Source organism: Ramlibacter sp. 2FC (assembly GCF_005503345.1).
GTDB lineage: Bacteria > Pseudomonadota > Gammaproteobacteria > Burkholderiales > Burkholderiaceae_C > SCMQ01.
The window spans coordinates 1-21885 of the sequence record NZ_SCMM01000031.1; the positions used below are offsets into that span (position 1 = coordinate 1).

Annotated in this window: 22 protein-coding genes and 1 tRNA gene; 15 read left to right on the forward strand and 8 right to left on the reverse strand. The window is 67.6% G+C overall.

The features are described from left to right. Window positions 1-1024: 1024 nt before the first annotated feature. The 5 genes from FFS10_RS14105 to FFS10_RS23785 all read left to right on the forward strand — a co-directional run bounded on the left by FFS10_RS14105 (window position 1025) and on the right by FFS10_RS23785 (window position 4224). Window positions 1025-1591, forward strand: a complete 567-nt coding sequence (locus tag FFS10_RS14105) for a hypothetical protein (RefSeq protein WP_212744135.1) — start codon at window positions 1025-1027, stop codon at window positions 1589-1591. A gap of 508 nt (window positions 1592-2099) precedes the next feature. Then, a complete protein-coding gene (locus tag FFS10_RS14110) occupies window positions 2100-2792 on the forward strand; it encodes a helix-turn-helix transcriptional regulator (protein WP_137895108.1) in 693 nt (230 codons plus the stop codon). After that, complete coding sequence (locus tag FFS10_RS14115; protein WP_137895109.1) at window positions 2789-3349, forward strand: DUF6036 family nucleotidyltransferase; 561 nt, start codon at window positions 2789-2791, stop codon at window positions 3347-3349. Before FFS10_RS14110 ends, FFS10_RS14115 begins: the two co-directional genes overlap by 4 nt. A 168-nt stretch (window positions 3350-3517) precedes the next feature. Beyond that, window positions 3518-3700, forward strand: coding sequence for a hypothetical protein (locus tag FFS10_RS14120; protein WP_137895110.1), 183 nt, complete (start codon window positions 3518-3520; stop codon window positions 3698-3700). Window positions 3701-3807: 107 nt separating this feature from the next. After that, a complete protein-coding gene (locus FFS10_RS23785; protein ID WP_349654588.1) occupies window positions 3808-4224 on the forward strand; it encodes a helix-turn-helix domain-containing protein in 417 nt (138 codons plus the stop codon). Window positions 4225-4284: 60 nt separating this feature from the next. On the opposite strand, the gene FFS10_RS14130 is transcribed toward FFS10_RS23785, so the two are convergent. The 3 genes from FFS10_RS14130 to FFS10_RS14140 all read right to left on the reverse strand — a co-directional run bounded on the left by FFS10_RS14130 (window position 4285) and on the right by FFS10_RS14140 (window position 6219). Continuing rightward, entirely contained in the window at window positions 4285-4650 is a 366-nt protein-coding gene (locus FFS10_RS14130; RefSeq protein WP_137895111.1) for an HU family DNA-binding protein, read from the reverse strand. A 675-nt stretch (window positions 4651-5325) separates the two neighbouring features. Further along, a tRNA-Met gene (locus FFS10_RS14135) sits at window positions 5326-5402 on the reverse strand. A 37-nt stretch (window positions 5403-5439) separates the two neighbouring features. Continuing rightward, entirely contained in the window at window positions 5440-6219 is a 780-nt protein-coding gene (locus FFS10_RS14140; RefSeq protein ID WP_137895112.1) for an enoyl-CoA hydratase, read from the reverse strand. 122 nt (window positions 6220-6341) lie between these two features. Between FFS10_RS14140 and FFS10_RS14145 the strand changes: the two genes are divergently transcribed. The 3 genes from FFS10_RS14145 to paaK all read left to right on the forward strand — a co-directional run bounded on the left by FFS10_RS14145 (window position 6342) and on the right by paaK (window position 8954). Continuing rightward, complete coding sequence (locus tag FFS10_RS14145; RefSeq protein ID WP_137895113.1) at window positions 6342-7136, forward strand: enoyl-CoA hydratase-related protein; 795 nt, start codon at window positions 6342-6344, stop codon at window positions 7134-7136. Further along, entirely contained in the window at window positions 7133-7594 is a 462-nt protein-coding gene (paaI, locus tag FFS10_RS14150; protein ID WP_137895114.1) for a hydroxyphenylacetyl-CoA thioesterase PaaI, read from the forward strand. Before FFS10_RS14145 ends, paaI begins: the two co-directional genes overlap by 4 nt. 61 nt (window positions 7595-7655) lie before the next feature. Beyond that, entirely contained in the window at window positions 7656-8954 is a 1299-nt protein-coding gene (gene paaK, locus FFS10_RS14155; RefSeq protein WP_137895115.1) for a phenylacetate--CoA ligase PaaK, read from the forward strand. Window positions 8955-8960: 6 nt separating this feature from the next. On the opposite strand, the gene FFS10_RS14160 is transcribed toward paaK, so the two are convergent. Genes FFS10_RS14160 through FFS10_RS14175 form a run of 4 tightly spaced genes read right to left on the reverse strand, consistent with a single transcriptional unit; the run spans window position 8961 to window position 13109 of the window. Continuing rightward, window positions 8961-10739, reverse strand: coding sequence for a M61 family metallopeptidase (locus FFS10_RS14160; RefSeq protein WP_137895116.1), 1779 nt, complete (start codon window positions 10737-10739; stop codon window positions 8961-8963). A gap of 38 nt (window positions 10740-10777) precedes the next feature. Further along, window positions 10778-11251, reverse strand: a complete 474-nt coding sequence (locus FFS10_RS14165) for a DUF3429 domain-containing protein (protein WP_137895117.1) — start codon at window positions 11249-11251, stop codon at window positions 10778-10780. After that, window positions 11248-11961, reverse strand: a complete 714-nt coding sequence (locus FFS10_RS14170) for a DsbC family protein (RefSeq protein WP_137895118.1) — start codon at window positions 11959-11961, stop codon at window positions 11248-11250. The genes FFS10_RS14165 and FFS10_RS14170 overlap by 4 nt, the downstream gene beginning before the upstream one ends. Window positions 11962-11984: 23 nt before the next feature. After that, window positions 11985-13109 carry an FAD-dependent monooxygenase gene (locus FFS10_RS14175; RefSeq protein ID WP_137895119.1) on the reverse strand — a complete coding sequence of 375 codons (1125 nt, stop codon included), beginning with the start codon at window positions 13107-13109 and terminating at the stop codon, window positions 11985-11987. A gap of 100 nt (window positions 13110-13209) precedes the next feature. Here FFS10_RS14175 and FFS10_RS14180 point away from each other — a divergent pair, with 100 nt between their 5' ends. The 4 genes from FFS10_RS14180 (at window position 13210) to FFS10_RS14195 (ending at window position 18207) form a co-directional block, all read left to right on the forward strand. Then, a complete protein-coding gene (locus tag FFS10_RS14180) occupies window positions 13210-14088 on the forward strand; it encodes an MOSC domain-containing protein (protein ID WP_249931304.1) in 879 nt (292 codons plus the stop codon). A 68-nt stretch (window positions 14089-14156) separates the two neighbouring features. Next, window positions 14157-15251 carry a redox-regulated ATPase YchF gene (ychF, locus tag FFS10_RS14185; protein ID WP_137895121.1) on the forward strand — a complete coding sequence of 365 codons (1095 nt, stop codon included), beginning with the start codon at window positions 14157-14159 and terminating at the stop codon, window positions 15249-15251. 145 nt (window positions 15252-15396) lie between these two features. Continuing rightward, window positions 15397-16581 (forward strand): ATP-binding protein, encoded by a 1185-nt coding sequence (locus FFS10_RS14190; protein WP_137895122.1) that lies wholly within the window; start codon window positions 15397-15399, stop codon window positions 16579-16581. Between the two features lie 27 nt (window positions 16582-16608). Then, a complete protein-coding gene (locus tag FFS10_RS14195; protein ID WP_137895123.1) occupies window positions 16609-18207 on the forward strand; it encodes a bifunctional aminoglycoside phosphotransferase/ATP-binding protein in 1599 nt (532 codons plus the stop codon). 7 nt (window positions 18208-18214) lie between these two features. Here FFS10_RS14195 and FFS10_RS14200 read toward each other — a convergent pair whose 3' ends face one another. Continuing rightward, on the reverse strand, window positions 18215-18703 hold the full coding sequence (locus tag FFS10_RS14200; protein ID WP_137895124.1) for a YqaA family protein: 489 nt from the start codon (window positions 18701-18703) through the stop codon (window positions 18215-18217). Window positions 18704-18902: 199 nt separating this feature from the next. On the opposite strand from FFS10_RS14200, the gene dusB reads away from it, so the two are divergent. Genes dusB through purH form a run of 3 tightly spaced genes read left to right on the forward strand, consistent with a single transcriptional unit; the run spans window position 18903 to window position 21878 of the window. After that, a complete protein-coding gene (gene dusB, locus FFS10_RS14205; RefSeq protein ID WP_137895125.1) occupies window positions 18903-19946 on the forward strand; it encodes a tRNA dihydrouridine synthase DusB in 1044 nt (347 codons plus the stop codon). Next, window positions 19943-20179: a Fis family transcriptional regulator gene (locus FFS10_RS14210; RefSeq protein ID WP_137895126.1), complete on the forward strand. Its 237-nt coding sequence runs from the start codon at window positions 19943-19945 to the stop codon at window positions 20177-20179. The genes dusB and FFS10_RS14210 overlap by 4 nt, the downstream gene beginning before the upstream one ends. Window positions 20180-20201: 22 nt before the next feature. Further along, window positions 20202-21878, forward strand: a complete 1677-nt coding sequence (purH, locus tag FFS10_RS14215; protein ID WP_137895127.1) for a bifunctional phosphoribosylaminoimidazolecarboxamide formyltransferase/IMP cyclohydrolase — start codon at window positions 20202-20204, stop codon at window positions 21876-21878. The last annotated feature ends 7 nt before the right edge of the window (window positions 21879-21885 follow it).

Consider the following 21885-nt stretch of genomic DNA (forward strand, 5'->3'; position numbering starts at 1 on the left):
GATTTATGTCCAGTGCAACGCGCCGCCACGCCCCAGATCGCAAGCGTTTACGCGGCCTGCCGGCCTACCCCATCCCAGAACTTCTCATAACTGGGGCCTTCTCATAATGGCCGGTCGGACACGTTGGTTGACTCGCAGCGACGGACCGCTGTCAGCCTTGAAGAGACATCCGACCCTCCGTCCTGAACAAGACAGTGGTTCAGCGCCGGACGGGCAAGTAGGAGCACATTTCCCCCTCATCGAGGCGCACGACAGTAACCGGCTGGCCATCCCATCTTGCCTGACGAAAGGCGTTGTCCACCCCGTAGCCGGCATCGGCCAGCACGGCCTGACAGATGGCAAGCGACCGCTGAGGGCACGATCGCTCCGCTTGGCTCGGCGACGCCGACGGGCCGCACCCAGCTTGAAACGGTCAAGCAGCCAGCGGTGCCCGAAGGGTCGCTGCTGGCCGTCCACCGCCGGCTACCATGTCCGGTGTCGCGAATGCAGCAGGGAATGTGCATATCACGGATACCCGCTTCGGCGGGAGCAACCATGCGCGAAAAATCCCATGAAATCGCTCCAACGATGCCCTAACCCCTTGAAAGAGCGCCACGTGCCATCGCACTTGTGCCTTAGTCTCCCACAAGACCTTTCGATGGTCTCAATAGGAGCGCAAGAGCATGGAATTGGGAAAGGAAATTCGGCATCATCCCGAGTCAGCGGCGGGTGCCGCCAGGATCGGAATCGCTATTTTTCGCCGGGATAGTAGGTGCCTTCCCCGGCAACCGGATTGGTGGACTCTCCTCCTCGAGGAGGTGCGGCATGACGAGGGCAGAACCAACGGAGTTTTGGTGCTTTCAGAACGCGGCAGCTTCGAGTGGGCAGGTACACGCGAGCAGTTGAAGCGCGCGATTGACCGGATCGTGACCGAGCTCGTGGAAGCCGAGAGCAGCACCTGCGCTGGCTTTGGAGCGGTTATGCCGAACCTGCAAGCGCGCGCGATGCCTCGGCTGTGCCGGGGGAGCTGTTGCCGCCGGACCACTTGGCCCGCATCGTCCCGTTCGATCGATTGCCCAAAGCGCTCACCGCAGGGCGTCGGACATCTGCAGCACCGTACATGAATATTTCGAATCTTGAAGAGAAGGAGCCCGACATGCGCCTGTGGCTGGACACGGAATTCAATGGTTTCCACGGGCCGCTGATCAGCATGGCCCTTGTAGATGAAGCCGGTCGAGAATGGTATGAAGTTCTCGGGTGCGAGGATCCGGAACCATGGGTCGCGGCCAATGTGATTCCGGTGCTGAAGAAGCGCCAAACTACCAAAGAGCGGATGCAGAAGTCGCTAGTCCGGTGGCTGGGGAAGCATGACCAAGTCCACATCATTGCAGATTGGCCTGCAGATTTTGTCCACTTCTGCGGCTTCCTGCTGACCAGGCCGGGCTACCGGCTGGTCGCCCCTCCTCTGTCCATGGAGCTCGTGGAATTTCTCAAACCCGAATCAGCAATCCCGCACAACGCGCTCGAAGATGCGAAAGCGCTTCGTGAAGCGCACTTGGCAGCGAAAGTGGGGATGCCTGCTTCAGCGCGAAAGCGATCTGGCCTTCAGTGAACTGCTTTTCTTCATGATACGCTCCTTGGCCCTCCTGCCCACCGCTGGGACAGCTGTGATCTGCCCTGCGCCGGCCCCATGGCAGCGCCGGTCGCGGCCGCGACCGTTGATCTCTCCGATCAGGACGGCGGAGCATGCCGCGTCGACGTTTGATGCGAGTTTCCTGATGGCGACCACGTCACAGCAATAGAGAGGGGCGCTATCACCCGGCTTGGAACGCGGTGAGCCAGCCGGCAGCTCGACGCCTGGTTCGCCGCGTGTCGTCATTGAATCTTCGCTCCGGCGATCCTTGGCGCCAACGAGGCGAGCATGCAGGCAATGCAGTCGATCCCGACTGGGCCAACTTGGTGCTTCCGGATGTTGAATTGCACCGACGCCTCGATTTCTTGAAATCTCTGGCCGACCCGCGCGCGCGGCTCGGCCAGAGCATGAGCAAACTCACTCGCAGGCCGATGATTTGGTCATCATAGTAGCCAATTTGTCAATTTTTGGCTAGTATATTGTCCAAATGAGTGCCGCCGAAATTACTTCCGCGCTGGACCGTCAACTGCTGCTGCAGTTGGGCGACCGGCTCAAGCGGCTGCGTCAATCGCAGGGGCTGGGCACGGTCGAGATGGCCGCGCGCGTCGGGATCACCCGCACCACCCTTCGGGCCGTCGAGGCCGGAGACCCGGCAACCGCCATCGGTACCTACTTGCGCGTGATGTCGGTGCTGGGCGTCAGTGGTGAATTGGCACTGCTCGCCGGAGACAGCCTCGTTCCGCCGCCAGCGGGCTCTGCGGCAGCACGATCGCGGCGCGCGGCACCTGTGGTTCAGGTGCAGGTGTCCGTGGATGATGGCCGGCATCTCCTGCAGGACCTGCAGAGCATGTTGCTTCACGAGGAAGCCGTGCGGATGGCCAAGGCAAACCCCGCCCTGGTGCAGCAGGCCAAGGCGACCGCTCAGCGCTGGCTTGCAACAGGCGATTCACGCTCGGCTACCCTTTGGCGCGAGTGGGTGCAAATCCTGGAAGACTGTGCCTGGCGAAAGGTGCTCGGCCGCAGTCGGCGTGCCCAGCAGCTGCGGCAGGCCTCGCCGCTTGTCACAGTGCTGCCGGAAGATGTGCGCCAGGGCATCCTCGCCCAAGTTGGCGAACTCAAGAAGGGGATTGTGCTCAGCGGACAGCCGCCGCGTGTGCCGGTTTCCGAGGGAGCGCCATGACCCGCGAAGAGCTGGAGCACGTCATCCGCGCCAGCGCCGAAATCACCGGCCAGTACGAATTTGTCATCGTCGGCAGCCAGTCCATTCTCGGCTCTGTGCCCAGGCCCGCAGAGGTGTTCACGGTGTCGATGGAGGTCGACATCTACCCGAAAGAAGCCCCAGAGCTGGCGGACAAGATCGACGGTGCGATCGGCGAAGGCTCGCAATTCCAGGCGACCCATGGCTACTATGCCCAGGGCGTTGGTCCAGAAACCGCCACCTTGCCAGAAGGCTGGCAGAGCCGTGTTCATAGGGTACAGAATACCAACACCAATGGCCGGGTCGGCTACTGCCTGGACGTGATAGATCTCTTCCTGTCGAAGGCGGCTGCCGGGCGTGAAAAGGACCGCAAGTTCTGCATGGCGTTGCTCGAGCACGGCTACGTCACGATGGCGCAAGTGCTGGCGCTGGTGCCAACCATGCCGATCGACGACCAGAGTCGACGCAGGCTGCGAGCGGCGATACGGCGCTGGGCCAAGGCCCTGCGGGAGGCCGGTCACGACATCCCAGACACGTAAGTGGACGAGAGCGGTTTGTGCGCAACAACGCGGCGTTCAAATCCTGGGCGTTGAGCGAAGTGAGCGGACGCGCGGCAACACGTCGTACGGCTGGCCCATCTCGCGGCCTGGCTGCGAACCCGGAGCGTCCGCCTCGAACCCAGTTTCGAGGCGGCCGGCGTAGTGGACATGCTCGGAGAAGTCAGTGTCGCCGACGCCGAAGCGGTGATCCAGGCGGCCGTGAACCTCGCCATCGGCCGAGGTCATACGCCAGTGATTGTCACAAGGCAGGACGTCTTGCTGGCCACCGAACTGGTGATGGGCCGAGACCAGGGAATCCTCGACAGCAGGCCCTGGCCGTTTGCCACGTGATCGACGAGGATCTATATTGGCGCAGCTGCCTCCATGGAGGCGAAGGTTCCCCCGGGCCTTCCATCAACGGACACCGCGGTGGTGTCATTCATCAACTGGCTGGCCGAATGCGCCAGCCAAACCAGAAACCCGTCAATCCCGCGACGCGCCGCGTCGCGCTCCGTTCGGTCGCCACGCCAAAAAGCCGTGGCCGGTTCCGTTCCGCCTCAATTCTGGAGTTCCCCATGGTTCAGTTGTTCTCGTTCTCTCTCCCCGTCGTGCGGCACAGGCCGTTGCCGGAGCCTTCGCGGCAACAGCACGGGCCGCATCATCTTCCACTGGAGCAGGTGGTGCGCCCGATGCTGACCACTGCCGAGGCCGCTTTTTACCTCAACCTCAGGCCGCAAACGCTGCGAATCTGGGCCTGCAAGGAATGCGGGCCGATCCGACCGGTTCGCCTGCATGGTCGGCTTGGCTGGCCGTTGGCCGACATTCGGCGCTACCTGCACGTGGATCAGCCGTCGACGCTGGCGCCCGCACACTGAGGGCCCAGGCGTTGTCCCGCTTGCCGGACTGTCGGGCGGTCCTACTCCTGGGTGTCTGTCTTACTTCTTGGCCGGCTTCTTGGCAGCAGCCTTCTTCACCGGCTTGGCAGCCGCCTTGGCCTCTGACTGGGCGGCTTTACGCTTGGCCACCTTGGGGTCCACGGCGGCCTTGAATGCGGAGCCGGCAATGAACTTCGGCACCTTGGCCGCGGCAATCTTGATCTTGGTGCCGGCCTGGGGGTTGAAGCCAGTGCGGGCTGCCCGTGCGACCTGCTTGAACGTGCCGAAGCCGACCAGCTGGACTGGCTCGTCCTTCTTCACGGCGGCGATGATGGTGCTGGTCAGGGTCTCCAGAATACGGCCCGCCTCTGCCTTGCTCAGGTCGTGGGTGGTCGCCAGTTTTTCGATCAGTTCAACACGGTTCATTTGTGAGGGTTCTGTGAGTGAGGGTTGCAGTTGCTAAAGGAACGGAGCTCGCAAATCTGAGCCCCGCGGCGATAGTTTAAGAGGACCGTGGAGATCAAGGCCCGGCGCATCACCGACTGCCTGGCGGGCATCAGTGCGGGGAAAGGCCATCGGCGATGCAGCCGGCCAAGGTGAGGCGCAGTGCGTGAGCTTGATCAGGGTAATCCACAACTGCTCATAGCTGGCAGGGAGGGCGGGCATCAGGATCACGCCGAGCCGTCCGCGGACAGCACTTGACGCGACCCTCGACGCGTAGTGGCGCTGGACCTTGAGCTGTACTGCCGCAGCTATGTCATTTGCTCACTGACATGCAGCTCGGCCCGACCACTTGAATTCACGATCACTTCACGAAAGTGCGGCGCATCCGCGATGCGCAGACGTTCCCTTCGACGTGACGCACATCCCCTACATCAAGTACCTGGGTAACGAGCAGGGTGCTGCCGACATGCGGCCGCAACTGACTAGGCGTCTGCAGCCGCTCACAGAGGGGTAGCAAACCAAAGCCTCCTGGCGAGGAGTCGCCACCGTCCGGCGATTGCTCGCTGGACGCGAAAAATCGACTTACATCTGCCCTTACATCGACCGTCGCAAAGAAAAAGGACTTAGCCGCTTTCGCTGCTAAGTCCTTGATTTTATTGGTGGCGCTTCACGGATTCGAACCGCGGACCTGTGGATTATGATTCCATCGCTCTAACCGACTGAGCTAAAGCGCCTGAGCCAAAAATTATAGCCTGATTTTTGCCGCTTGCGTCAGCTGTGCGTGAAATTCGGGGCGCGCTTGGCCAGGAAGGCGTCCATGCCCTCCTTCTGGTCGGCGGTGGCGAACAGGGCGTGGAACAGGCGGCGCTCGTACATCACGCCGTCGGACAGGCCGCCCTCGAAGGCGCGGTTCACGCATTCCTTGGCCGCCATGGTGGCCAGTTGGCCGTGGCCGCAGATCAGCAGCGCCGCGCCCAGGGCCTCGTCCATCAGCTTGTCCAGCGGCACCACGCGGCTGACCAGGCCGGCGCGCTCGGCTTCGGTCGCGTCCATCATGCGGCCGGTGAGCGCCATGTCCATGGCCTTGGACTTGCCCACGGCGCGCGGCAGGCGCTGCGTGCCGCCGGCGCCGGGGATGATGCCGATCTTGATCTCGGGCTGGCCGAAGCGCGCGTTGTCGGCCGCGATGATGAAGTCGCACATCATGGCCAGCTCGCAGCCGCCGCCCAGGGCGAAGCCGGCCACGGCCGCGATCACGGGCTTGCGCACCGAGCGTATGGTCTCCCAGTTGCGCGTGATGAAGTCGTTCTTGTAGACCTCGTGGAAGTCGTACTTGGCCATGGCAGCGATGTCGGCGCCGGCGGCGAAGGCCTTCTCGCTGCCGGTGACGATGATGCAGCCTATCGCCTCGTCGGCGTCGAAGGCCTTGAGCGCGGCGCCCAGCTCGTCCATGAGCTGGCTGTTCAGCGCATTGAGCTGCTTGGGACGGTTGAGCGTGACGATGCCGACCTGTCCGCCTTCGGTGCGGACTTCGACCAGTTCATAGGCCATTTGCGATCTCCTCGGTTACTGTTGCAATGGTTGACGTGAACGTCAACTATAAAGAACCTCGGGAAAACATTAACCAACCGATCGGTCGGTTAATGCTACATTTCCGCCTCCAGGAGACCCTCATGAGCGAACCGACCATTTTGTTTGAGAAGCGCGGCAGCGTGGCGCTGGCCACGCTGAACCGTCCCCAGGCGCTGAACAGCTTCACGCGCCAGATGCACCGCGAGCTCTGGGCCGCGCTGGATCAGGTCGAGGCCGACCGCGGCCTGCGCGCCCTGGTGATCACGGGGGCCGGGCGCGGTTTCTGCGCCGGCCTGGACCTGTCTGAGCTGGACTTCACGCCCGGCCCCGGCCAGGCCGAGCGCGCCGACCCCGGGCCCCTGGTCGAGCAGTTTTTCAACCCCACGGCGCGCCGCCTGCAGGCGCTGCGCGTGCCCACGATCGCCGCGGTCAACGGCGTGGCGGCGGGCGCCGGTGCCTCGCTGGCCCTGTGCTGCGACATCGCGATCGCCGCGCCGGGCGCGAGCTTCGTCCAGGCCTTCAGCAAGATCGGCCTGATCCCCGATACCGGCGGCAGCTGGCTGCTGGTCGAGCGCCTGGGCCTGGCGCGCGCCATGGCGCTGGCCATGACCGGCGACAAGCTGCCCGCGGCCCAGGCCAAGGACTGGGGCATGATCTGGGACCTGGCCGAGGACAGCCTGGCCGCCGCCCTGGCCTTGGCCGAGCGTCTGGCCGCCATGCCGACCCGGGCCTTGCTGGCCACGCGCCAGCTGCTGCAGGGCGCTGCCACGCGCAGCCTGGAGCAGCAGCTCGACGCCGAGCGCGACCTGCAGTCGGCCCTGGGCCGCACGCACGACTACATCGAGGGCGTGACGGCTTTTCTCGAGAAGCGCGCCCCGCAGTTCAAGGGCGAATGAGCATGACCTCGGCACACCACCCCACGCCCGAGCAGGCGCGCGAGCTCGCGCGCCAGGTCGGCGAAGCCATGTTCGCGGTCGACACCGCCTCCAAGGACACCATGGGCATGGAGCTGCTGAGCTGCGAGCCCGGCCGCGCCGTGATGCGCATGCGGGTGCGCCCGCTGCACCTGAACGGCCACCAGATCTGTCACGGCGGCTTCATCTTCACGCTGGCCGACTCGACCTTCGCCTTTGCCTGCAACAGCCGCAACCGCAACACGGTGGCGGCGGGCTGCAGCATCGAGTTCCTCAAGCCCGGCCAGCAGGGCGACCTGTTGACCTGCGAGGGCGTGGAGCAGACGCTCAGCGGCCGGCACGGCATCTACGACATGAAGGTCACCAACCAGCGCGGCGAGGTCGTCGCCCTGTTCCGTGGCAAGAGCGCACAGATTCCCGGCACGGTGATCCCTGCCTGAGCCCTCGATTTTCCTTATCGCCCCCCAGCCCGCCAGACGACGCCAGACCCGGAGACTTTCAGTGAGCCACACCGCCTTCGCCCTCGAACCCATAGAAACCGCCAGCATCGACGAGCTGCGCGCACTGCAGCTCAAGCGCCTGCAGGCCACCCTGCGCCACGCCTACGCCAACTCGCCGGTCTACCGCGCCAAGTTCGACGCCGCGGGTGTGCATCCCGACGACTGCCGCAGCCTGGCCGACCTCGCGAAGTTCCCCTTCACGACCAAGAAGGACCTGCGCGACAGCTACCCCTTCGGCATGTTCGCCGTGCCGCGCGAGCGCTGCGCGCGCATCCACGCCTCCAGCGGCACCACCGGCAAGCCCACGGTGGTGGGCTACACGCTCAAGGACATAGACACCTGGGCCGGCGTGGTGGCGCGCAGCATACGCGCGGCCGGCGCGCGGCCGGGCGACATGGTGCACGTGAGCTACGGCTACGGCCTGTTCACCGGCGGCATGGGCGCGCACTACGGCGCGGAAAAGCTGGGCCTGACCGTCGTGCCCTTCGGCGGCGGCCAGACCGAGCGCCAGGTGCAGCTGATCCAGGACTTCCGGCCCGACATCATCATGGTCACGCCCAGCTACATGCTGGCCATCGCCGACGAGTTCGAGCGCCTGGGGCTGGACCCCAGGAGCTGCTCGCTGCGCATAGGCATCTTCGGCGCCGAGCCCTGGACCAACGACATGCGCCTGGCCATCGAGCAGCGCATGGGCATCAGCGCGGTCGACATCTACGGCTTGAGCGAGGTCATGGGCCCCGGCGTGGCCAGCGAATGCGCCGAGACCAAGGACGGCCCCACGATCTGGGAAGACCATTTCTACCCCGAGATCATCAACCCCGAGACCGGCGAGCCGGTGGCCGACGGCGAGCCCGGCGAGCTGGTGTTCACCAGCCTGACCAAGGAGGCCCTGCCCATCATCCGCTACCGCACGCGCGACCTCACGCGCCTCTTGCCCGGCACGGCGCGCAGCATGCGGCGCATGGCCAAGATCACCGGCCGCAGCGACGACATGATGATCATCCGCGGCGTCAACGTGTTCCCGACCCAGATCGAGGAGCTGATCCTCAAGCGCTCCGAGCTCGCGCCGCATTACCAGTGCATCCTCACGCGCGAGGGTCCGATGGACAGCCTCAAGGTGGCAGTGGAGACGCGCCACGGCGTGGCCCCCGACAGCCTGGAGGCGCGCGCCGCGGCCAAGCTGCTGCAGCACGAGATCAAGGTCTACGTGGGCAGCAGCGTGGACATCGAGCTGCGCCCCGAGGGCGGGGTCGAGCGCAGCGTGGGCAAGGCCAAGCGGGTGGTCGACCTGCGTGGCTGAAGGCGCTTAAGGCGCGGGCCAGCTGCGCGGCTGACTTGCCTCGCGCAGCGCGAGACGCCAGGTCGTGGCGGCGGCAGGCAGCGTGAGCGGCAGGCGCAGCAGGCGCTGGTCGCGTGCCACCAGGGCCGTGAGGCGGCGATGCTCGCCGGCGTAGAGCGCGAGGTCGTCGAGCTTGCTCAGGCGCCAGCTGCCGCCGATGGCCTTGGGGCCGACCTCCACCCCCAGCCATTCGTCGCCCGCGGCCAGGCCGGCGCGCTCGGCCGCGCCGCCGCGCAGCACGGTCTTGATCTGCAGGCCTGGGCCTTCGCTCACGCGCAGGCCCAGGCGCTGCGCCATCTGCGAGGGCTCCTCGAGCACCGCGATGCCCTGCTGCTGCAGCAGGGTCTTGAGCGGCAGCTCGCCCGTGCCGTGCACCCAGGCCCCGAGTTCCTTGGCGAAGGAGCGCCCGCCCAGTTCGGCCAGCACGGCGGCCAGGTCGGCCTCGCCCATGGGGCCGCCGGCGCAGCGCGACCACAGCGCGCGCATCACCTCGTCCAGCGTGGTCCGCCCTTCGTGGCGCAGCGTGAGGTCCAGGCACAGCGCCACCAGCGCGCCCTTGCTGTAGTAGCTCACGGTGGCGTTGGGCGTGTTCTCGTCGGGGCGGTAGAACTTCACCCAGGCGTCGAAGCTGGCCTGGGCCACCGACTGCAGGGCGCGCCCCGGCGCCTGCAGCACCTGGTTGATGCCCTTGTTCAGCAGCTTGAGGTAGGCCGCGTCGTCGAGCAGGCCGGCGCGGCGCAGCAGCAGGTCGTCGTAGTAGCTGGTGAAGCCCTCGAAGAACCAGAGCAGCTGGGTGTAGTTCTCCTGAGCGTAGTCGTAGCGCGCGAACTCGGCCGGGCGCAGGCGCTTGACGTTCCAGGTGTGGAAGTACTCGTGGCTGATCAGGCCCAGCAGCGTGGTGTAGCCCTCGCCGCGCTTGGCCTCGCCCTGGCGCGGCAGGTCGCGCCGGCCGCAGATCAGCGCCGTCGAGTGGCGGTGCTCCAGGCCGCCATAGCCCTCGTCGACCACGTTGAGCAGGAACACATAGCGCGGCATCGGCGGCTTCTTGCTGCCGTGCCAGAAGCGGATCGCCGTCTCGCAGATCTTCTGCGTGTCGGCCAGCAGGCGCTCGCCGTCGAACGAGGCTGGCGCGCCAGCCACCACCAGCCGGTGCGGCACGCCGCCGGCCTGGAATTCGCGCTGCCAGAACTCGCCCATCTCCACCGGGCTGTCGACCAGCTCGTCGTAGTCGGCGGCCTGGTAGCGGCCGAAGCCGCGCCGGGTGGTCTCGACCGGCGCCAGCGCCGTGGCCACCGACCAGTGCGCCGTGGCCGGCGTGGCCTGCAGCGTCAGCGCATGCGGCAGCTGCTCGTGGCCATGCGCGCGCAGGCACAGGCTGGTGCCGTTGAAGAAGGCGCGCGCAGTGTCCAGCCAGGCGGCGCGCACCGAGCTCTCGAAGGCGTAGGCCTCGTAGACCAGGGTCAGCGGCTTCGCGGGGTCGCACAGCACCTCCCAGCTGCATTTGTCGAGCTGCTGCAGCGGTACGGCGCGCCGGCCCTGGCGCGCCTGCAGGCCCTGCAGGTGGCGCGAGAACTCGCGCACCAGGTAGCTGCCCGGAATCCATACCGGCAGCGACAGGCGCTGCACGGCGGCGGGCTGGGCGATCTGCAGCGTGACGCGGAACAGGTGGGCGTGCAGCTCGGCCGGCTCCACCAGGTAGTGGATGGCGGCCGGGGCGGGAGAGGGGGCTTTGCGGCTTGCGGGCATGGTGGCCCGAGAATACCCGAGCCGTTCGCTGCGCCGGTTCAGGTCCCTGCGGCGCCCAGCAGGCAGCTCAGGGTGGCTACGGCGGTGAGCCTGAGGCGCAGCGGCAACCACTCGGCCAGGCCGGCGGCGGGCCAGGACCTGCGGTCCGCCAGGTAGCAGACCACCAGGATCAGCCCCAGCAGCGGCAGGCCCGCGTAGGCCGGCATCACGATGGCCAGCCAGGCCAGCAGCGCGGGCACGGCGCCCCAGGCCAGGTGAAAGCGCGCCGCGCTCGCGCCGGCGTCGCGCAGCGCGATGCCCCAGTGGACGCCGCCCAGGAACGAGACGATGGCCGCGCCCCAGGCGGCCAGCGCCAGGGCCACGAAGGGATGGAGCGAGGCGTCGACCAGCCAGATCAGCAGCGCCAGCAGCACGAAGGGGGCCAGGCCCGCATGGCCCAGGCGCTGGACCAGCCTGGCGGTGGCGTCTTGGTCGCGGCTCAGCGGCGCGGCGGGCAGGGTGGGGCTGCTCATTTGGCGGCGCTGGCGAGTTGTTTCTCGATTTCCTGGGTGCCGATGGCGCCGGGCACGCGCGTGCCGTCGGCGAAGATCAGCGTGGGCGTGCCGGTGATGCGGTGCTTGCGGCCGAACTCGACGTTGCTGGCCAGGGCCGCCGCGTCGCAGTTGGCGGCGGGGGGCAGCTGCTCGCGCAGCATCCAGTCGGTCCAGGCCTTGGCCTTGTCCTTGGCGCACCAGATGTGGCGCGACTTTTCCTGCGAATCGGGCCCCAGGATGGGGTAGAGGAACAGGTGGATGGTCACGTTGTCGACCTTCTGCAGGTCGCGCTCGAAGCGCTTGCAGTAGGTGCAGTTGGGGTCCTCGAACACGGCCAGGCGGCGCTTGCCGTTGCCGCGCACGATGGTGAAGGCGTTCTTCAGCGGCAGGGCGTCGAAGGCCACGGCCGTGAGCTTGTCGACGCGCTCCTCGGTCAGGTTGCGGCGCTGGCGCGTGTCCATCAGCTGGCCCTGGATCAGGAAGTTGCCCTCGGCGTCGGTGTAGAACAGCTCGCTGCCGTTGATGCGCACCTCGTAGAGGCCGGCCATGGGCGTCTTGCTGACCTCGTCGATCTTGGGCAGGTTGGGCAGGCGCTCGGCCAGGTTCTTGCGGATCGCGGCTTCCTGGGCCGACGCGCCGAAGGCGAGCCACAGGGCCAGGGCGGCCAAGGCGGTCTTGACGGGTTTCATGGTGCTTGGCTTCTTTCCTGTGTTCAATTGAGGCCCATGGCGCGGCGCGCCACCCAGGCCTTGAGGGGCCCGCTGCGCTCGAAGCCGCTCATGCCCCAGTTGCGCAGCGCGGCCCAGGGGTCGCCGGCGAGCGAGAACAGCTGCTGCAGCCCGTCGGTGGCCAGGCCCATGCCGAGCACTTCGGCCTGGCGCGCGCGCTCGTAGCGGCGCAGCAGCTTGAGGTCGCCTACGCTGCGCCAGTATTCGCGCCCGCGCAGCACCTCGGCCAGCGCCGCGGCGTCGCCCAGCCCCAGATTCAGGCCCTGGCCGGCCAGCGGGTGCACCGCATGGGCCGCGTCGCCGGCCAGCGCCCAGGCCTGAGCTTCGGCGCTGCGGCCGACCCAGCGCGTCGCGCGCGCCAGCTGCAGCGGCCAGGCGGCGCGCTCGGCGATCAGTTTCAGGGCACCCAGGCTGTGCTGGCTGGCGGTTTCGAGCTGCATGGCAAATTCTTCGGGCGCGAGCGCCATCAACTCGGGCACGCGCTCCTGCAGGACAGACCAGACCACGGCCACGGAGTTCCCGGCCGGCCCGCCCAGCGGCAGCAAGGCCAGGATCTCGCCACGCTCGCTGAACCATTGCCGGGCCACTTGGCCGTGCGGGCGCTCGCAGGCCAGGCGCGTGGCGATCGCGTGCTGCGGGTAAGGCGTGATCTCGAAGTCCACGCCGAGCTCGGCGCGCGTGCGGCTGGCGCGGCCCTCGCAGACCACGGTCAGCGCCGCAGGAACGGGCGCGTCCAGGCTCTCGATCAGCGGCTGGTAGCGCACGGCCTCGGCCAGCCGCGCCTCCAGCGCCGGCACGTCGACGATCCAGGCCAGGGCTTCCACGCCCTGGGCGGCGGCGCTGAACGCGACCTGGCCGCCGCGGTCGCCGTGCACCTGCATCTCGAGCACGGGCGTGGCGGCATCGCCTTCGGGCCAGCAGCGCAGCGCCTGGAGCAGGGCGCGCGCGCTGGCGTTGAGCGCGTAGGCGCGCACGTCGCCGTGGCCCTCGGCCGTGGGCTGGCCGGCGCCGAGCAGGCCCACGTGCAGGCGCTCGCGCGCGAGCAGCAGGGCCAGGGCCCGGCCCACGATGCCGGCCCCGCGAATACAGATGTCATGGTGGTGTGCCATGCGGGGGATTGTAGGAGGCGGGCACAATCGGGCCTCGGCGGCTCCGTGCTGCGTCACGCCGGCCCGCTGTCCGTTCCGACCCATGCAAAGGACTGCCACCGTGAGTTCCACAGCCATCCCCGCCGCGGCCGAAGTCCAGGCCACCCTGTCGCGCCTGTTCGTCTACCCCGTCAAGTCCTGCGCCGGCGTGGAGCTGCACGAGGCCGTGCTGACCGACGCCGGCCTGGACCTGGACCGCGCCTGGATGGTGGTCGACGCCCAGGGCCGCTTCGTCAGCCAGCGCGAGCTGCCGCGCATGGCGCTGATACGCCCCCAGCTCAAGACCCTGGAGATCGTGCTGCGCGCGCCCGGCATGCTGGCGCTGCACCTGGCCATAGACGCCGTCGAGCAGCCTGCCCGTGCGCGGGTGTGGGACGACGAGGTCGCCGCCTACGACATGGGCGAGGTGGCCGCGCAGTGGTTCAGCGATTTCCTCGGTCAGAAGCTGCGCCTGGTGCGCTTCGATCCCGAGCACCGCCGCCTGTCCAGCTTGAAATGGACCGGCGGCCTGGAGGCGCCGAACCAGTTCAGCGACGGCTTCCCCCTGCTGGTGGCCAGCGAGGCCTCGCTGGAGGGCCTCAACCAGCGCCTGGCCGCCGCCGGGGAAGCCCCGGTCGGCATAGAGCGCTTCAGGCCCAACCTGGTGCTGGCCGGCGTCGAGGCGCACGACGAGGACCGCGTGGACCTGCTGCGCATCGCCACCGAGGCGGGCGAGGCGCGGCTCAAGCCCGTCAAGCCCTGCGCGCGCTGCCCCATTCCCAACATCGACCCGGCCACGGCGCTTTCCAACCCGGCCGTGGGCGACGCGCTGCAGGCCTACCGCCAGGACCCGCGCCTCGATGGCGCCATCAGCTTCGGCATGAACGCCATCGTGCTGCAGGGCGACGGCCAGTTGCTGCGCGTGGGCCAGGCCGTGGCGGCGGACTTCCGCTTCGACTGACGGTTCGGCGCCCAGCGTGGGCGCCAGTAAAATGACCGGTTACCCTCAGATTTCCTGAAAGCCCCGCCATGAGCCTCCAATGCGGCATCGTGGGCCTGCCCAACGTCGGCAAGTCCACCCTCTTCAACGCCCTGACCAAGGCCGGCATCGCCGCCGAGAACTACCCGTTCTGCACCATCGAGCCCAACGTCGGCGTGGTCGAGGTGCCCGACCCGCGCCTGGGCAAGCTGGCCGAGATCATCCACCCCGAGCGCATCGTGCCGGCCATCGTGGAGTTCGTCGACATCGCCGGCCTGGTGGCGGGCGCCAGCCAGGGCGAGGGCCTGGGCAACCAGTTCCTGGCCCATATCCGCGAGACCGACGCCATCGTCAACGTGGTGCGCTGCTTCGAGGATGAGAACGTGATCCACGTGGCCGGCAAGGTGGACCCGATTGCCGACATCGAGGTGATCCAGACCGAGCTCTGCCTGGCCGACCTGGCCACCGTTGAAAAGAGCCTGCAGCGCTACACCAAGGCCGCCAAGTCGGGCAACGACAAGGAGGCCGCCAAGCTGGTGCAGGTGCTGGGCAAGGTACAGGCCGCGCTCGACCAGGGCAGGCCGGTGCGCACCGTGGAGCTGTCCAAGGAAGAACAGGTGCTGCTCAAGCCCCTGTGTCTGATCACGGCCAAGCCGGCCATGTTCGTCGGCAACGTCAGCGAAGACGGCTTCGAGAACAACCCCTTCCTCGACCGCCTGAAGGAGTACGCCGCCACGCAGAACGCGCCCGTGGTCGCGATCTGCGCCAAGATCGAGGCCGACATGGCCGACATGAGCGACGAGGACCGCGCCCTGTTCCTGGCCGAGATGGGCCAGGACGAGCCCGGCCTGAACCGCCTGATCCGCGCCGCCTTCAAGCTGCTGGGCCTGCAGACCTACTTCACCGCCGGCGTCAAGGAAGTGCGCGCCTGGACCATCCACATCGGCGACACCGCGCCGCAGGCGGCCGGCGTGATCCACGGCGACTTCGAGCGCGGCTTCATCCGCGCCCAGACCATCGCCTACGATGACTTCATCGCCTGCAAGGGCGAGCAGGGCGCCAAGGACGCCGGCAAGATGCGCAGCGAAGGCAAGGAGTACGTCGTCAAGGACGGCGACGTGATGAACTTCCTGTTCAACGTGTGACGCCCGAAATGGGCGTGAATGGACATGGGATTGGGCTCGATGACCCAGTCCTGCATCCCAGGGTGAGGTGAGGGCTTTCTACCTGTGTATATCAATCTATAAAAAGAATTGGATATACATGGGTATAAATGACTAGAATTCGCCCGTGGACCAGATCAAGAACCCTTTCTCGCCCGGTGCCGGGTCGCCCCCGCCCGAACTCGTGGGGCGTGAGCCGGTGCTTGACCAGGCACGCGTACTGCTTGGCCGCATCAAGATAGGACGGTCGGAGAAAAGCATGCTGCTGACCGGACTGCGCGGCGTCGGCAAGACGGTGCTGCTGAACGAGATCGAGCGTCTCGCCGATGCCGGAGGCTACCGCACGATTGCCGTCGAGGCGCATGAAGACAAGCGGCTGGGACCGCTGCTTGCGCCCTATCTGCGACGGCTGCTGTTCGATCTCGATCGGGCCGCCGGGGCGGGCGACAAGGTCAAGCGGGGCTTGGCTGTTTTGCGCAGCTTCATCGGCTCGATCAAGCTGAGCTTTGGTGATGTCGACATCGGGCTGGATATCGAGCCGGAAAAAGGGGCGGCCGACAGCGGCGATCTCGAAATCGACCTTCCCAATCTGTTCGTCGCAGTGGCCGAGGCGGCGGCGGAGCGCAACAGTTCGGTGGCGCTGCTGATCGATGAAATCCAGTACTTCAACCACAAGGAACTGGGCGCCTTGATCATGGCCATGCACAAGGTGCAGCAGCGTCAGCTCCCGATGGTGCTGGTGGGCGCCGGCCTGCCGATTCTCCCGGGACTGGCGGGCGAGTCGAAGTCCTACGCCGAGCGACTGTTCAGCTTCCCCGACATCGGCGCGCTTTCAGAAGCGGATGCGGCGAAGGCCCTGCAGGATCCCGCCCGCGACGCCGGCGTCAGCTTCGAGGAAGATGCGCTGCACGAAATATTCCGGTTGACCAAGGGATACCCCTACTTCCTGCAAGAGTGGGGCTATCAGGCGTGGAATATGGCGCCATCCAGCCCGATCACACTGGACATCGTGAACACCGCGACCGCCACCGTCATCCGCCGGCTCGATGCGAATTTCTTTCGTGTCCGCTATGAGCGGTTGACGCCAAGCGAAAAAAACTTCCTGCGCGCGATGGCCGAACTGGGGCCGTGCGACCATCGCACCGGCGATATCGCGGAAACCCTGGGCGTCAAGGTGAACAGCCTTGGGCCGGTACGGGCAAAGCTGATCAAGAAGGGAATGATCTACAGCCCTGCGCACGGCGACATGGCATTCACGGTCCCGCTGTTCGACGCATTCATGGTTCGCGCGATACCTCAGTTCTACCGTTGAAGGACTGTCAGCCAAGGCGCCTGACCCATGAAAAAGCGCGCGACGGCCATCGACCCACTGGCCAGCAGCCAGTGCCTGATCGAGCGCCTGCAGCGCAGCCCGCAGGCCTTCCCCCATCCCGCGTCCGATGTGCAACGCATCGAGACCCATATCTCCTGGGTGCTGCTGGCTGGCGACTACGCCTACAAGCTCAAGAAGCCGCTCAAGCTCGACTTCCTCGACTACAGCACGCAGGCCCTGCGCCGCGCGGCCTGCGAGGAGGAGCTGCGCATCAACCGCCGCGCCGCGCCCGGACTCTACCTCGGCGTGGTGCCGGTCACCGGCCAGGCCCGGGCGCCGCGCATGGGTGGCGATGGGCCGGTGCTGGACTGGGCGGTGCAGATGCGGCGCTTCGACCAGGAAGCGCTGCTGAGCCGGCTGATCGAGCAGGGCCGCCTGCGGCCGGAGCAGGTCGACCGGCTGGCCAGGCAGCTCGCGCACTTTCATGCCGCGGCGGCCGTGGCGCCGGCCGATGGCGAGTTCGGCAAGCCCGAGACGGTGCGCAGCGTGGTCCGGCAGGTCGTGGCCCCGCTCGGCGAGCCGGTCCATCAACTGGCGGACCCGGCGCTCGCGGCCACGCTGGACCAGGTGGCGCGCTGGACCGAGGCCCAGGGCCAGGCCCTGGAGGGGCTGTTCGCGCAGCGCCTGGCGCAGGGCCGGGTGCGCGAATGCCATGGCGACCTGCACTTGGGCAACCTGGTGCTGGTCGACGGCGAGCCGCAGCTGTTCGACGCGATCGAGTTCAACCCGCGCTTTCGCTGGATCGACGTGATGGCCGACCTGGCCTTCGTGCTGATGGACCTGCAGGCGCGCGGCCGCGCGGATCTGGCCTGGCGCCTGCTCAACGCCTGGCTCGAGCAGACCGGCGACTACGCGGGCCTGCGCCTGCTGCCCTACTACCTGGTCTACCGCGCCCTGGTGCGCGCACGGGTGGCGGGCTTGCGTCTGGCGCAGCTGACTGGCCAGGCGCGCCAGGCGGCGGCGCAGGAGCTTGGGGCTTACCTGGGCCTGGCCGCGCAGTTCACGCGCGAACGCGAGCCGCGGCTGTGGCTGACCTGCGGCGTCTCGGGCTCGGGCAAGAGCAGCCAGAGCCAGGCCCTGGTCGAGTCACGCGGCCTGGTGCGCCTGCGTGCCGACGTGGAGCGCAAGCGCCTGTTCGGCCTGCCGCCCGAGGCCTCTAGCGCCGGCCTGGCCGGGCCGGGCATCTACACCGCCGAGGCCTCGCGCCGCACCTACGCGCGCCTGGCGCTGCTTGCGCGCGAATTGCTGGCCGCCGGCTGGCCGGTGCTGGTGGACGCGAGCTTCCTGCACCGCGCGCAGCGTTCCGCGTTCCGGGCCCAGGCCCGCGAGCTCGGAGTGTCCTGCCTGATCCTGGCCTTCGAGGCGCCCGAGGCGCTGCTGCGCGAGCGCGTGCGCAGCCGCGCCCTGGCGGGTGGCGATGCCTCCGAGGCCGACGAGGCCGTGCTGCAGTCGCAGCTGGCCCATCGCGAGCCGTTGGACGAGGAAGAGCGCGCGCAGGCCGTGTTCGTGGACACGCGCGAGGCGGTGGACTGGGCGGCCCTGCTGCCGCCGGAGAAGACTGGTTGAGGCGGCTTCAGCCGCCGTGGCCTATGACGCCGGGAAAGGCCCACAGCAGGCCGGCCGTCATGACCAGGTAGCGCATGAACTTGCCGATGGCCATGTAGACCATGCAGGGCCAGAACGGCAGCTTGAGCCAGCCGGCCACGGCGCACAGCGGATCGCCGACCGCGGGCAGCCAGGACAGCAGGCAGGCCTTGGGGCCCAGCCGCTCCAGCCAGTCCAGCGCCCTCAGGTGGGTGGGCGAATGGCGCACGCGGTCCACCATGCGGTGCGCGCCCAAGCCCATCCACCAGCTCACGGCCCCGCCCAGGGTGTTGCCGGCGGTGGCGACCAGAACGCCGGGCCAGAACAGCTCAGGGTTGAGCTTGACCAGGCCGAACAGCGCCGGCTCCGAGCCCATGGGCAGCAGCGTGGCCGAGACGAAGGCGACCAGGAACAGGGTGCTCAGGCCATACTGGGGCAGGGCCAGGAGAGAGAGCAGGGGCTGCAGCCAAGTGTCCATGGATGCAACAAGTGTAGCGGCAGGCCCCGTCAGCCAGGGCTTGCGACGCTTTTCTTGCACCAGGCTTGCAAGCCCCCTCCGGTTTTCCCCTTGTGCCGCCAGGGCAACGTCTTTCATTTGCTGAAATTTTGAGCAGGTACAATCGCAACCCTTCTGTCCCGGCGTCGCGCCAAACCAAGCCACCCCGTTCCCCAGCTTCATGCAGATCGGCCCCTATTCACTGCCGAACGCCTTGTTCGTCGCGCCCATGGCCGGCGTGACCGACCGGCCGTTTCGCCAGCTGTGCCGCCAGTTCGGCGCGGGCTACGCGGTGAGCGAGATGGTGACCTCGCGGCGCGATCTGTGGAACAGCCTCAAGACCTCGCGCCGTGCCAACCACGAGGGCGAGCCGGGGCCGATCGCGGTGCAGATCGCCGGCACCGACGCGCCCATGATGGCCGAGGCCGCGGCCTACAACATGGACCGCGGCGCGCAGATCATCGACATCAACATGGGCTGCCCGGCCAAGAAGGTCTGCAACAAATGGGCCGGCTCGGCGCTGATGCAGGACGAGGCGCTGGCGCTGTCCATCGTCGAGGCCGTGGTGGCGGCCTGCGCGCCGCGCGGCGTGCCGGTCACCTTGAAGATGCGCACCGGCTGGTGCCAGGCACAGCGCAATGCCGTGGCGCTGGCGCGTGCGGCCGAGAGCGCCGGCGTGCAGATGATCACGGTGCACGGCCGCACGCGCGAGCAGGGCTATCGTGGCCAGGCCGAGTACGAGACCATCGCCGCGGTCAAGGCCGCGGTGCGCGTGCCGGTGGTGGCCAATGGCGACATAGACTCGCCGCACAAGGCGCGCGAGGTGCTGGCGGCGACCGGGGCCGACGCGCTGATGGTTGGCCGCGCGGCCCAGGGCCGGCCCTGGATCTTCCGCGAGATCGGCCATTTCCTGGCCACCGGCGAGCTGCTGGCACCGCCGCTGGTGGCCGAGCTGCGCCGCGCCCTGCTCGATCACCTGCAGGACCATTACCGCCTGTACGGCGAGTTCACCGGCGTGCGCTCGGCGCGCAAGCACATTGGCTGGTACCTGCGCGAGCTGCCCGGCGGCGAGGCCTTCCGCACGCGCATGAATGCGCTGGACGAAGCCGGCCAGCAGCTGCAGGCGGTGGCCGACTACCTGGACGGCCTGGCGCAGCTGATGGACCGCCTGCCCGCGAGCCCCTGCACGAACACAGAACAAGAACCTATGGATGCGACCGTATGAGCAAGAAGCACATTGAAGAATGCGTGCGCCACAGCCTGGAGGGCTATTTCAAGGACCTGCGGGGAACCGAGCCCGACGGCATGTACGAGATGCTGGTCAAGGTGGTCGAGAAGCCGCTGCTTGAAGTGGTCATGTCTCAGGCCGACCACAACCAGTCCAAGGCCGCCGAATGGCTGGGCCTGAACCGCAACACCCTGCGCAAGAAACTCCTGGAACACAAACTCCTCAAGTGACCGTCAGAGGTCACCTCTTTTCATGAACGCACTGATCTCCGTCTCCGACAAAACCGGCATCGTTGAATTCGCGCAGGCGCTGCACGCCCTGGGCATCAAGCTGATCTCCACCGGCGGCACCGCCAAACTGCTGGCCGAACAGGGCCTGCCCGTGACCGAGGTGGCCGAAGTCACGGCCTTCCCCGAGATGCTGGACGGCCGCGTCAAGACCCTGCATCCCAAGGTGCACGGCGGCCTGCTGGCGCGCCGCGAGCTGCCCGAGCACATGGCGGCGCTGAAGGCGCACGGCATTGACACCATCGACCTGCTGGTGGTCAACCTCTACCCCTTCGAGGCCACGGTGGCCAAGCCCGGCTGCACGCTGGAGGACGCGATCGAGAACATCGACATCGGCGGCCCGGCCATGGTGCGCAGCGCGGCCAAGAACTGGAAGGACGTGGGCGTGCTGACCGACGCCTCGCAGTACCCGGCCGTGCTGGCCGAGCTCAAGGCAACGCATGCGACCGGTTCTTGCAAGCTGTCCGACAAGCTGCGCTTCGCGCTCTCGGTGGCCGCCTTCAACCGCATCAGCCAGTACGACGGCGCGATCAGCGACTACCTGTCGGCGATCGACTTCGAGGCCAGCCAGGGCCAGCCGGCGCCGCTGCGCTCGCTGTTCCCGGCGCAGAGCAACGGCCGTTTCGTCAAGCTGCAGGACCTGCGCTACGGCGAGAACCCGCACCAGCAGGCCGCCTTCTACCGCGACCTCTATCCGGCGCCCGGTTCGCTGGTGACGGCGCAGCAGTTGCAGGGCAAGGAGCTGTCCTACAACAACATCGCCGACGCCGACGCGGCCTGGGAATGCGTCAAGAGCTTCGACACGGGAGCGAATGGCGACCCTTCCCAGGCCGCGGCCTGCGTCATCGTCAAGCACGCCAACCCCTGCGGCGTGGCGGTGGGCAAGGACCCGCTCGAGGCCTACGGCAAGGCCTTCCAGACCGACCCGACCTCGGCCTTCGGCGGCATCATCGCCTTCAACCGCCCGCTCGACGGCGCGGCCGCGCAGCAGGTCAGCAAGCAGTTCGTCGAGGTGCTGATGGCGCCCGACTTCACGGCCGAGGCGCTCGAGGTGTTCAAGGGCAAGGTCAACGTGCGCCTGCTCAAGATCGCGCTGCCCGCTACCGCAGGGGCATCCGGCGCTGGCGCAGGGGCATCCGGCGTGGGCGGCAGGACCGACTGGGAGAACGGCCGCAACGCCATGGACGCCAAGCGCGTCGGCTCGGGCCTGCTGCTGCAGACGGCCGACAACCGCGAGCTGACCATGGCCGAGCTCAAGGTCGTGACCCGCAAGCAGCCCACGCCCGAGCAGCTGCAGGACCTGCTGTTCGCCTGGAAGGTGGCCAAGTACGTCAAGAGCAACGCCATCGTGTTCTGCAAGAACGGCATGACCATGGGCGTGGGCGCCGGCCAGATGAGCCGCCTCGACTCGGCGCGCATCGCCAGCATCAAGGCCGAGCACGCCAGGCTGTCGCTGGCGGGCACGGCGGTGGCGAGCGACGCCTTCTTCCCGTTCCGCGACGGCCTGGACGTGGTGGTCGACGCTGGCGCGAGCTGCGTGATCCAGCCCGGCGGCTCGATGCGCGACCAGGAGGTCATCGACGCGGCCGACGAGCGCGGCGTGGCCATGGTGTTCAGCGGCGTGCGGCATTTCCGCCACTGAGCGCCCG

What these genes read in the sequence shown, in the direction of transcription:
- FFS10_RS14115 (WP_137895109.1), top strand. Translation starts at nt 2,789, where the DNA reads ATGACCCGCGAAGAGCTGGAGCACGTCATCCGCGCCAGCGCCGAAATC.
- FFS10_RS14120 (WP_137895110.1), top strand. Translation starts at nt 3,518, where the DNA reads ATGCTCGGAGAAGTCAGTGTCGCCGACGCCGAAGCGGTGATCCAGGCG.
- FFS10_RS14210 (WP_137895126.1), top strand. Translation starts at nt 19,943, where the DNA reads ATGAGCAAGAAGCACATTGAAGAATGCGTGCGCCACAGCCTGGAGGGC.
- purH (WP_137895127.1), top strand. Translation starts at nt 20,202, where the DNA reads ATGAACGCACTGATCTCCGTCTCCGACAAAACCGGCATCGTTGAATTC.
- ychF (WP_137895121.1), top strand. Translation starts at nt 14,157, where the DNA reads ATGAGCCTCCAATGCGGCATCGTGGGCCTGCCCAACGTCGGCAAGTCC.
- FFS10_RS14170 (WP_137895118.1), bottom strand. Translation starts at nt 11,961, where the DNA reads ATGAAACCCGTCAAGACCGCCTTGGCCGCCCTGGCCCTGTGGCTCGCC.
- FFS10_RS14160 (WP_137895116.1), bottom strand. Translation starts at nt 10,739, where the DNA reads ATGCCCGCAAGCCGCAAAGCCCCCTCTCCCGCCCCGGCCGCCATCCAC.
- FFS10_RS14145 (WP_137895113.1), top strand. Translation starts at nt 6,342, where the DNA reads ATGAGCGAACCGACCATTTTGTTTGAGAAGCGCGGCAGCGTGGCGCTG.
- FFS10_RS14140 (WP_137895112.1), bottom strand. Translation starts at nt 6,219, where the DNA reads ATGGCCTATGAACTGGTCGAAGTCCGCACCGAAGGCGGACAGGTCGGC.
- paaI (WP_137895114.1), top strand. Translation starts at nt 7,133, where the DNA reads ATGAGCATGACCTCGGCACACCACCCCACGCCCGAGCAGGCGCGCGAG.
- FFS10_RS14130 (WP_137895111.1), bottom strand. Translation starts at nt 4,650, where the DNA reads ATGAACCGTGTTGAACTGATCGAAAAACTGGCGACCACCCACGACCTG.
- FFS10_RS14175 (WP_137895119.1), bottom strand. Translation starts at nt 13,109, where the DNA reads ATGGCACACCACCATGACATCTGTATTCGCGGGGCCGGCATCGTGGGC.
- FFS10_RS14165 (WP_137895117.1), bottom strand. Translation starts at nt 11,251, where the DNA reads ATGAGCAGCCCCACCCTGCCCGCCGCGCCGCTGAGCCGCGACCAAGAC.
- dusB (WP_137895125.1), top strand. Translation starts at nt 18,903, where the DNA reads ATGCAGATCGGCCCCTATTCACTGCCGAACGCCTTGTTCGTCGCGCCC.
- FFS10_RS23785 (WP_349654588.1), top strand. Translation starts at nt 3,808, where the DNA reads ATGCGCCAGCCAAACCAGAAACCCGTCAATCCCGCGACGCGCCGCGTC.
- FFS10_RS14195 (WP_137895123.1), top strand. Translation starts at nt 16,609, where the DNA reads ATGAAAAAGCGCGCGACGGCCATCGACCCACTGGCCAGCAGCCAGTGC.
- FFS10_RS14110 (WP_137895108.1), top strand. Translation starts at nt 2,100, where the DNA reads ATGAGTGCCGCCGAAATTACTTCCGCGCTGGACCGTCAACTGCTGCTG.
- FFS10_RS14200 (WP_137895124.1), bottom strand. Translation starts at nt 18,703, where the DNA reads ATGGACACTTGGCTGCAGCCCCTGCTCTCTCTCCTGGCCCTGCCCCAG.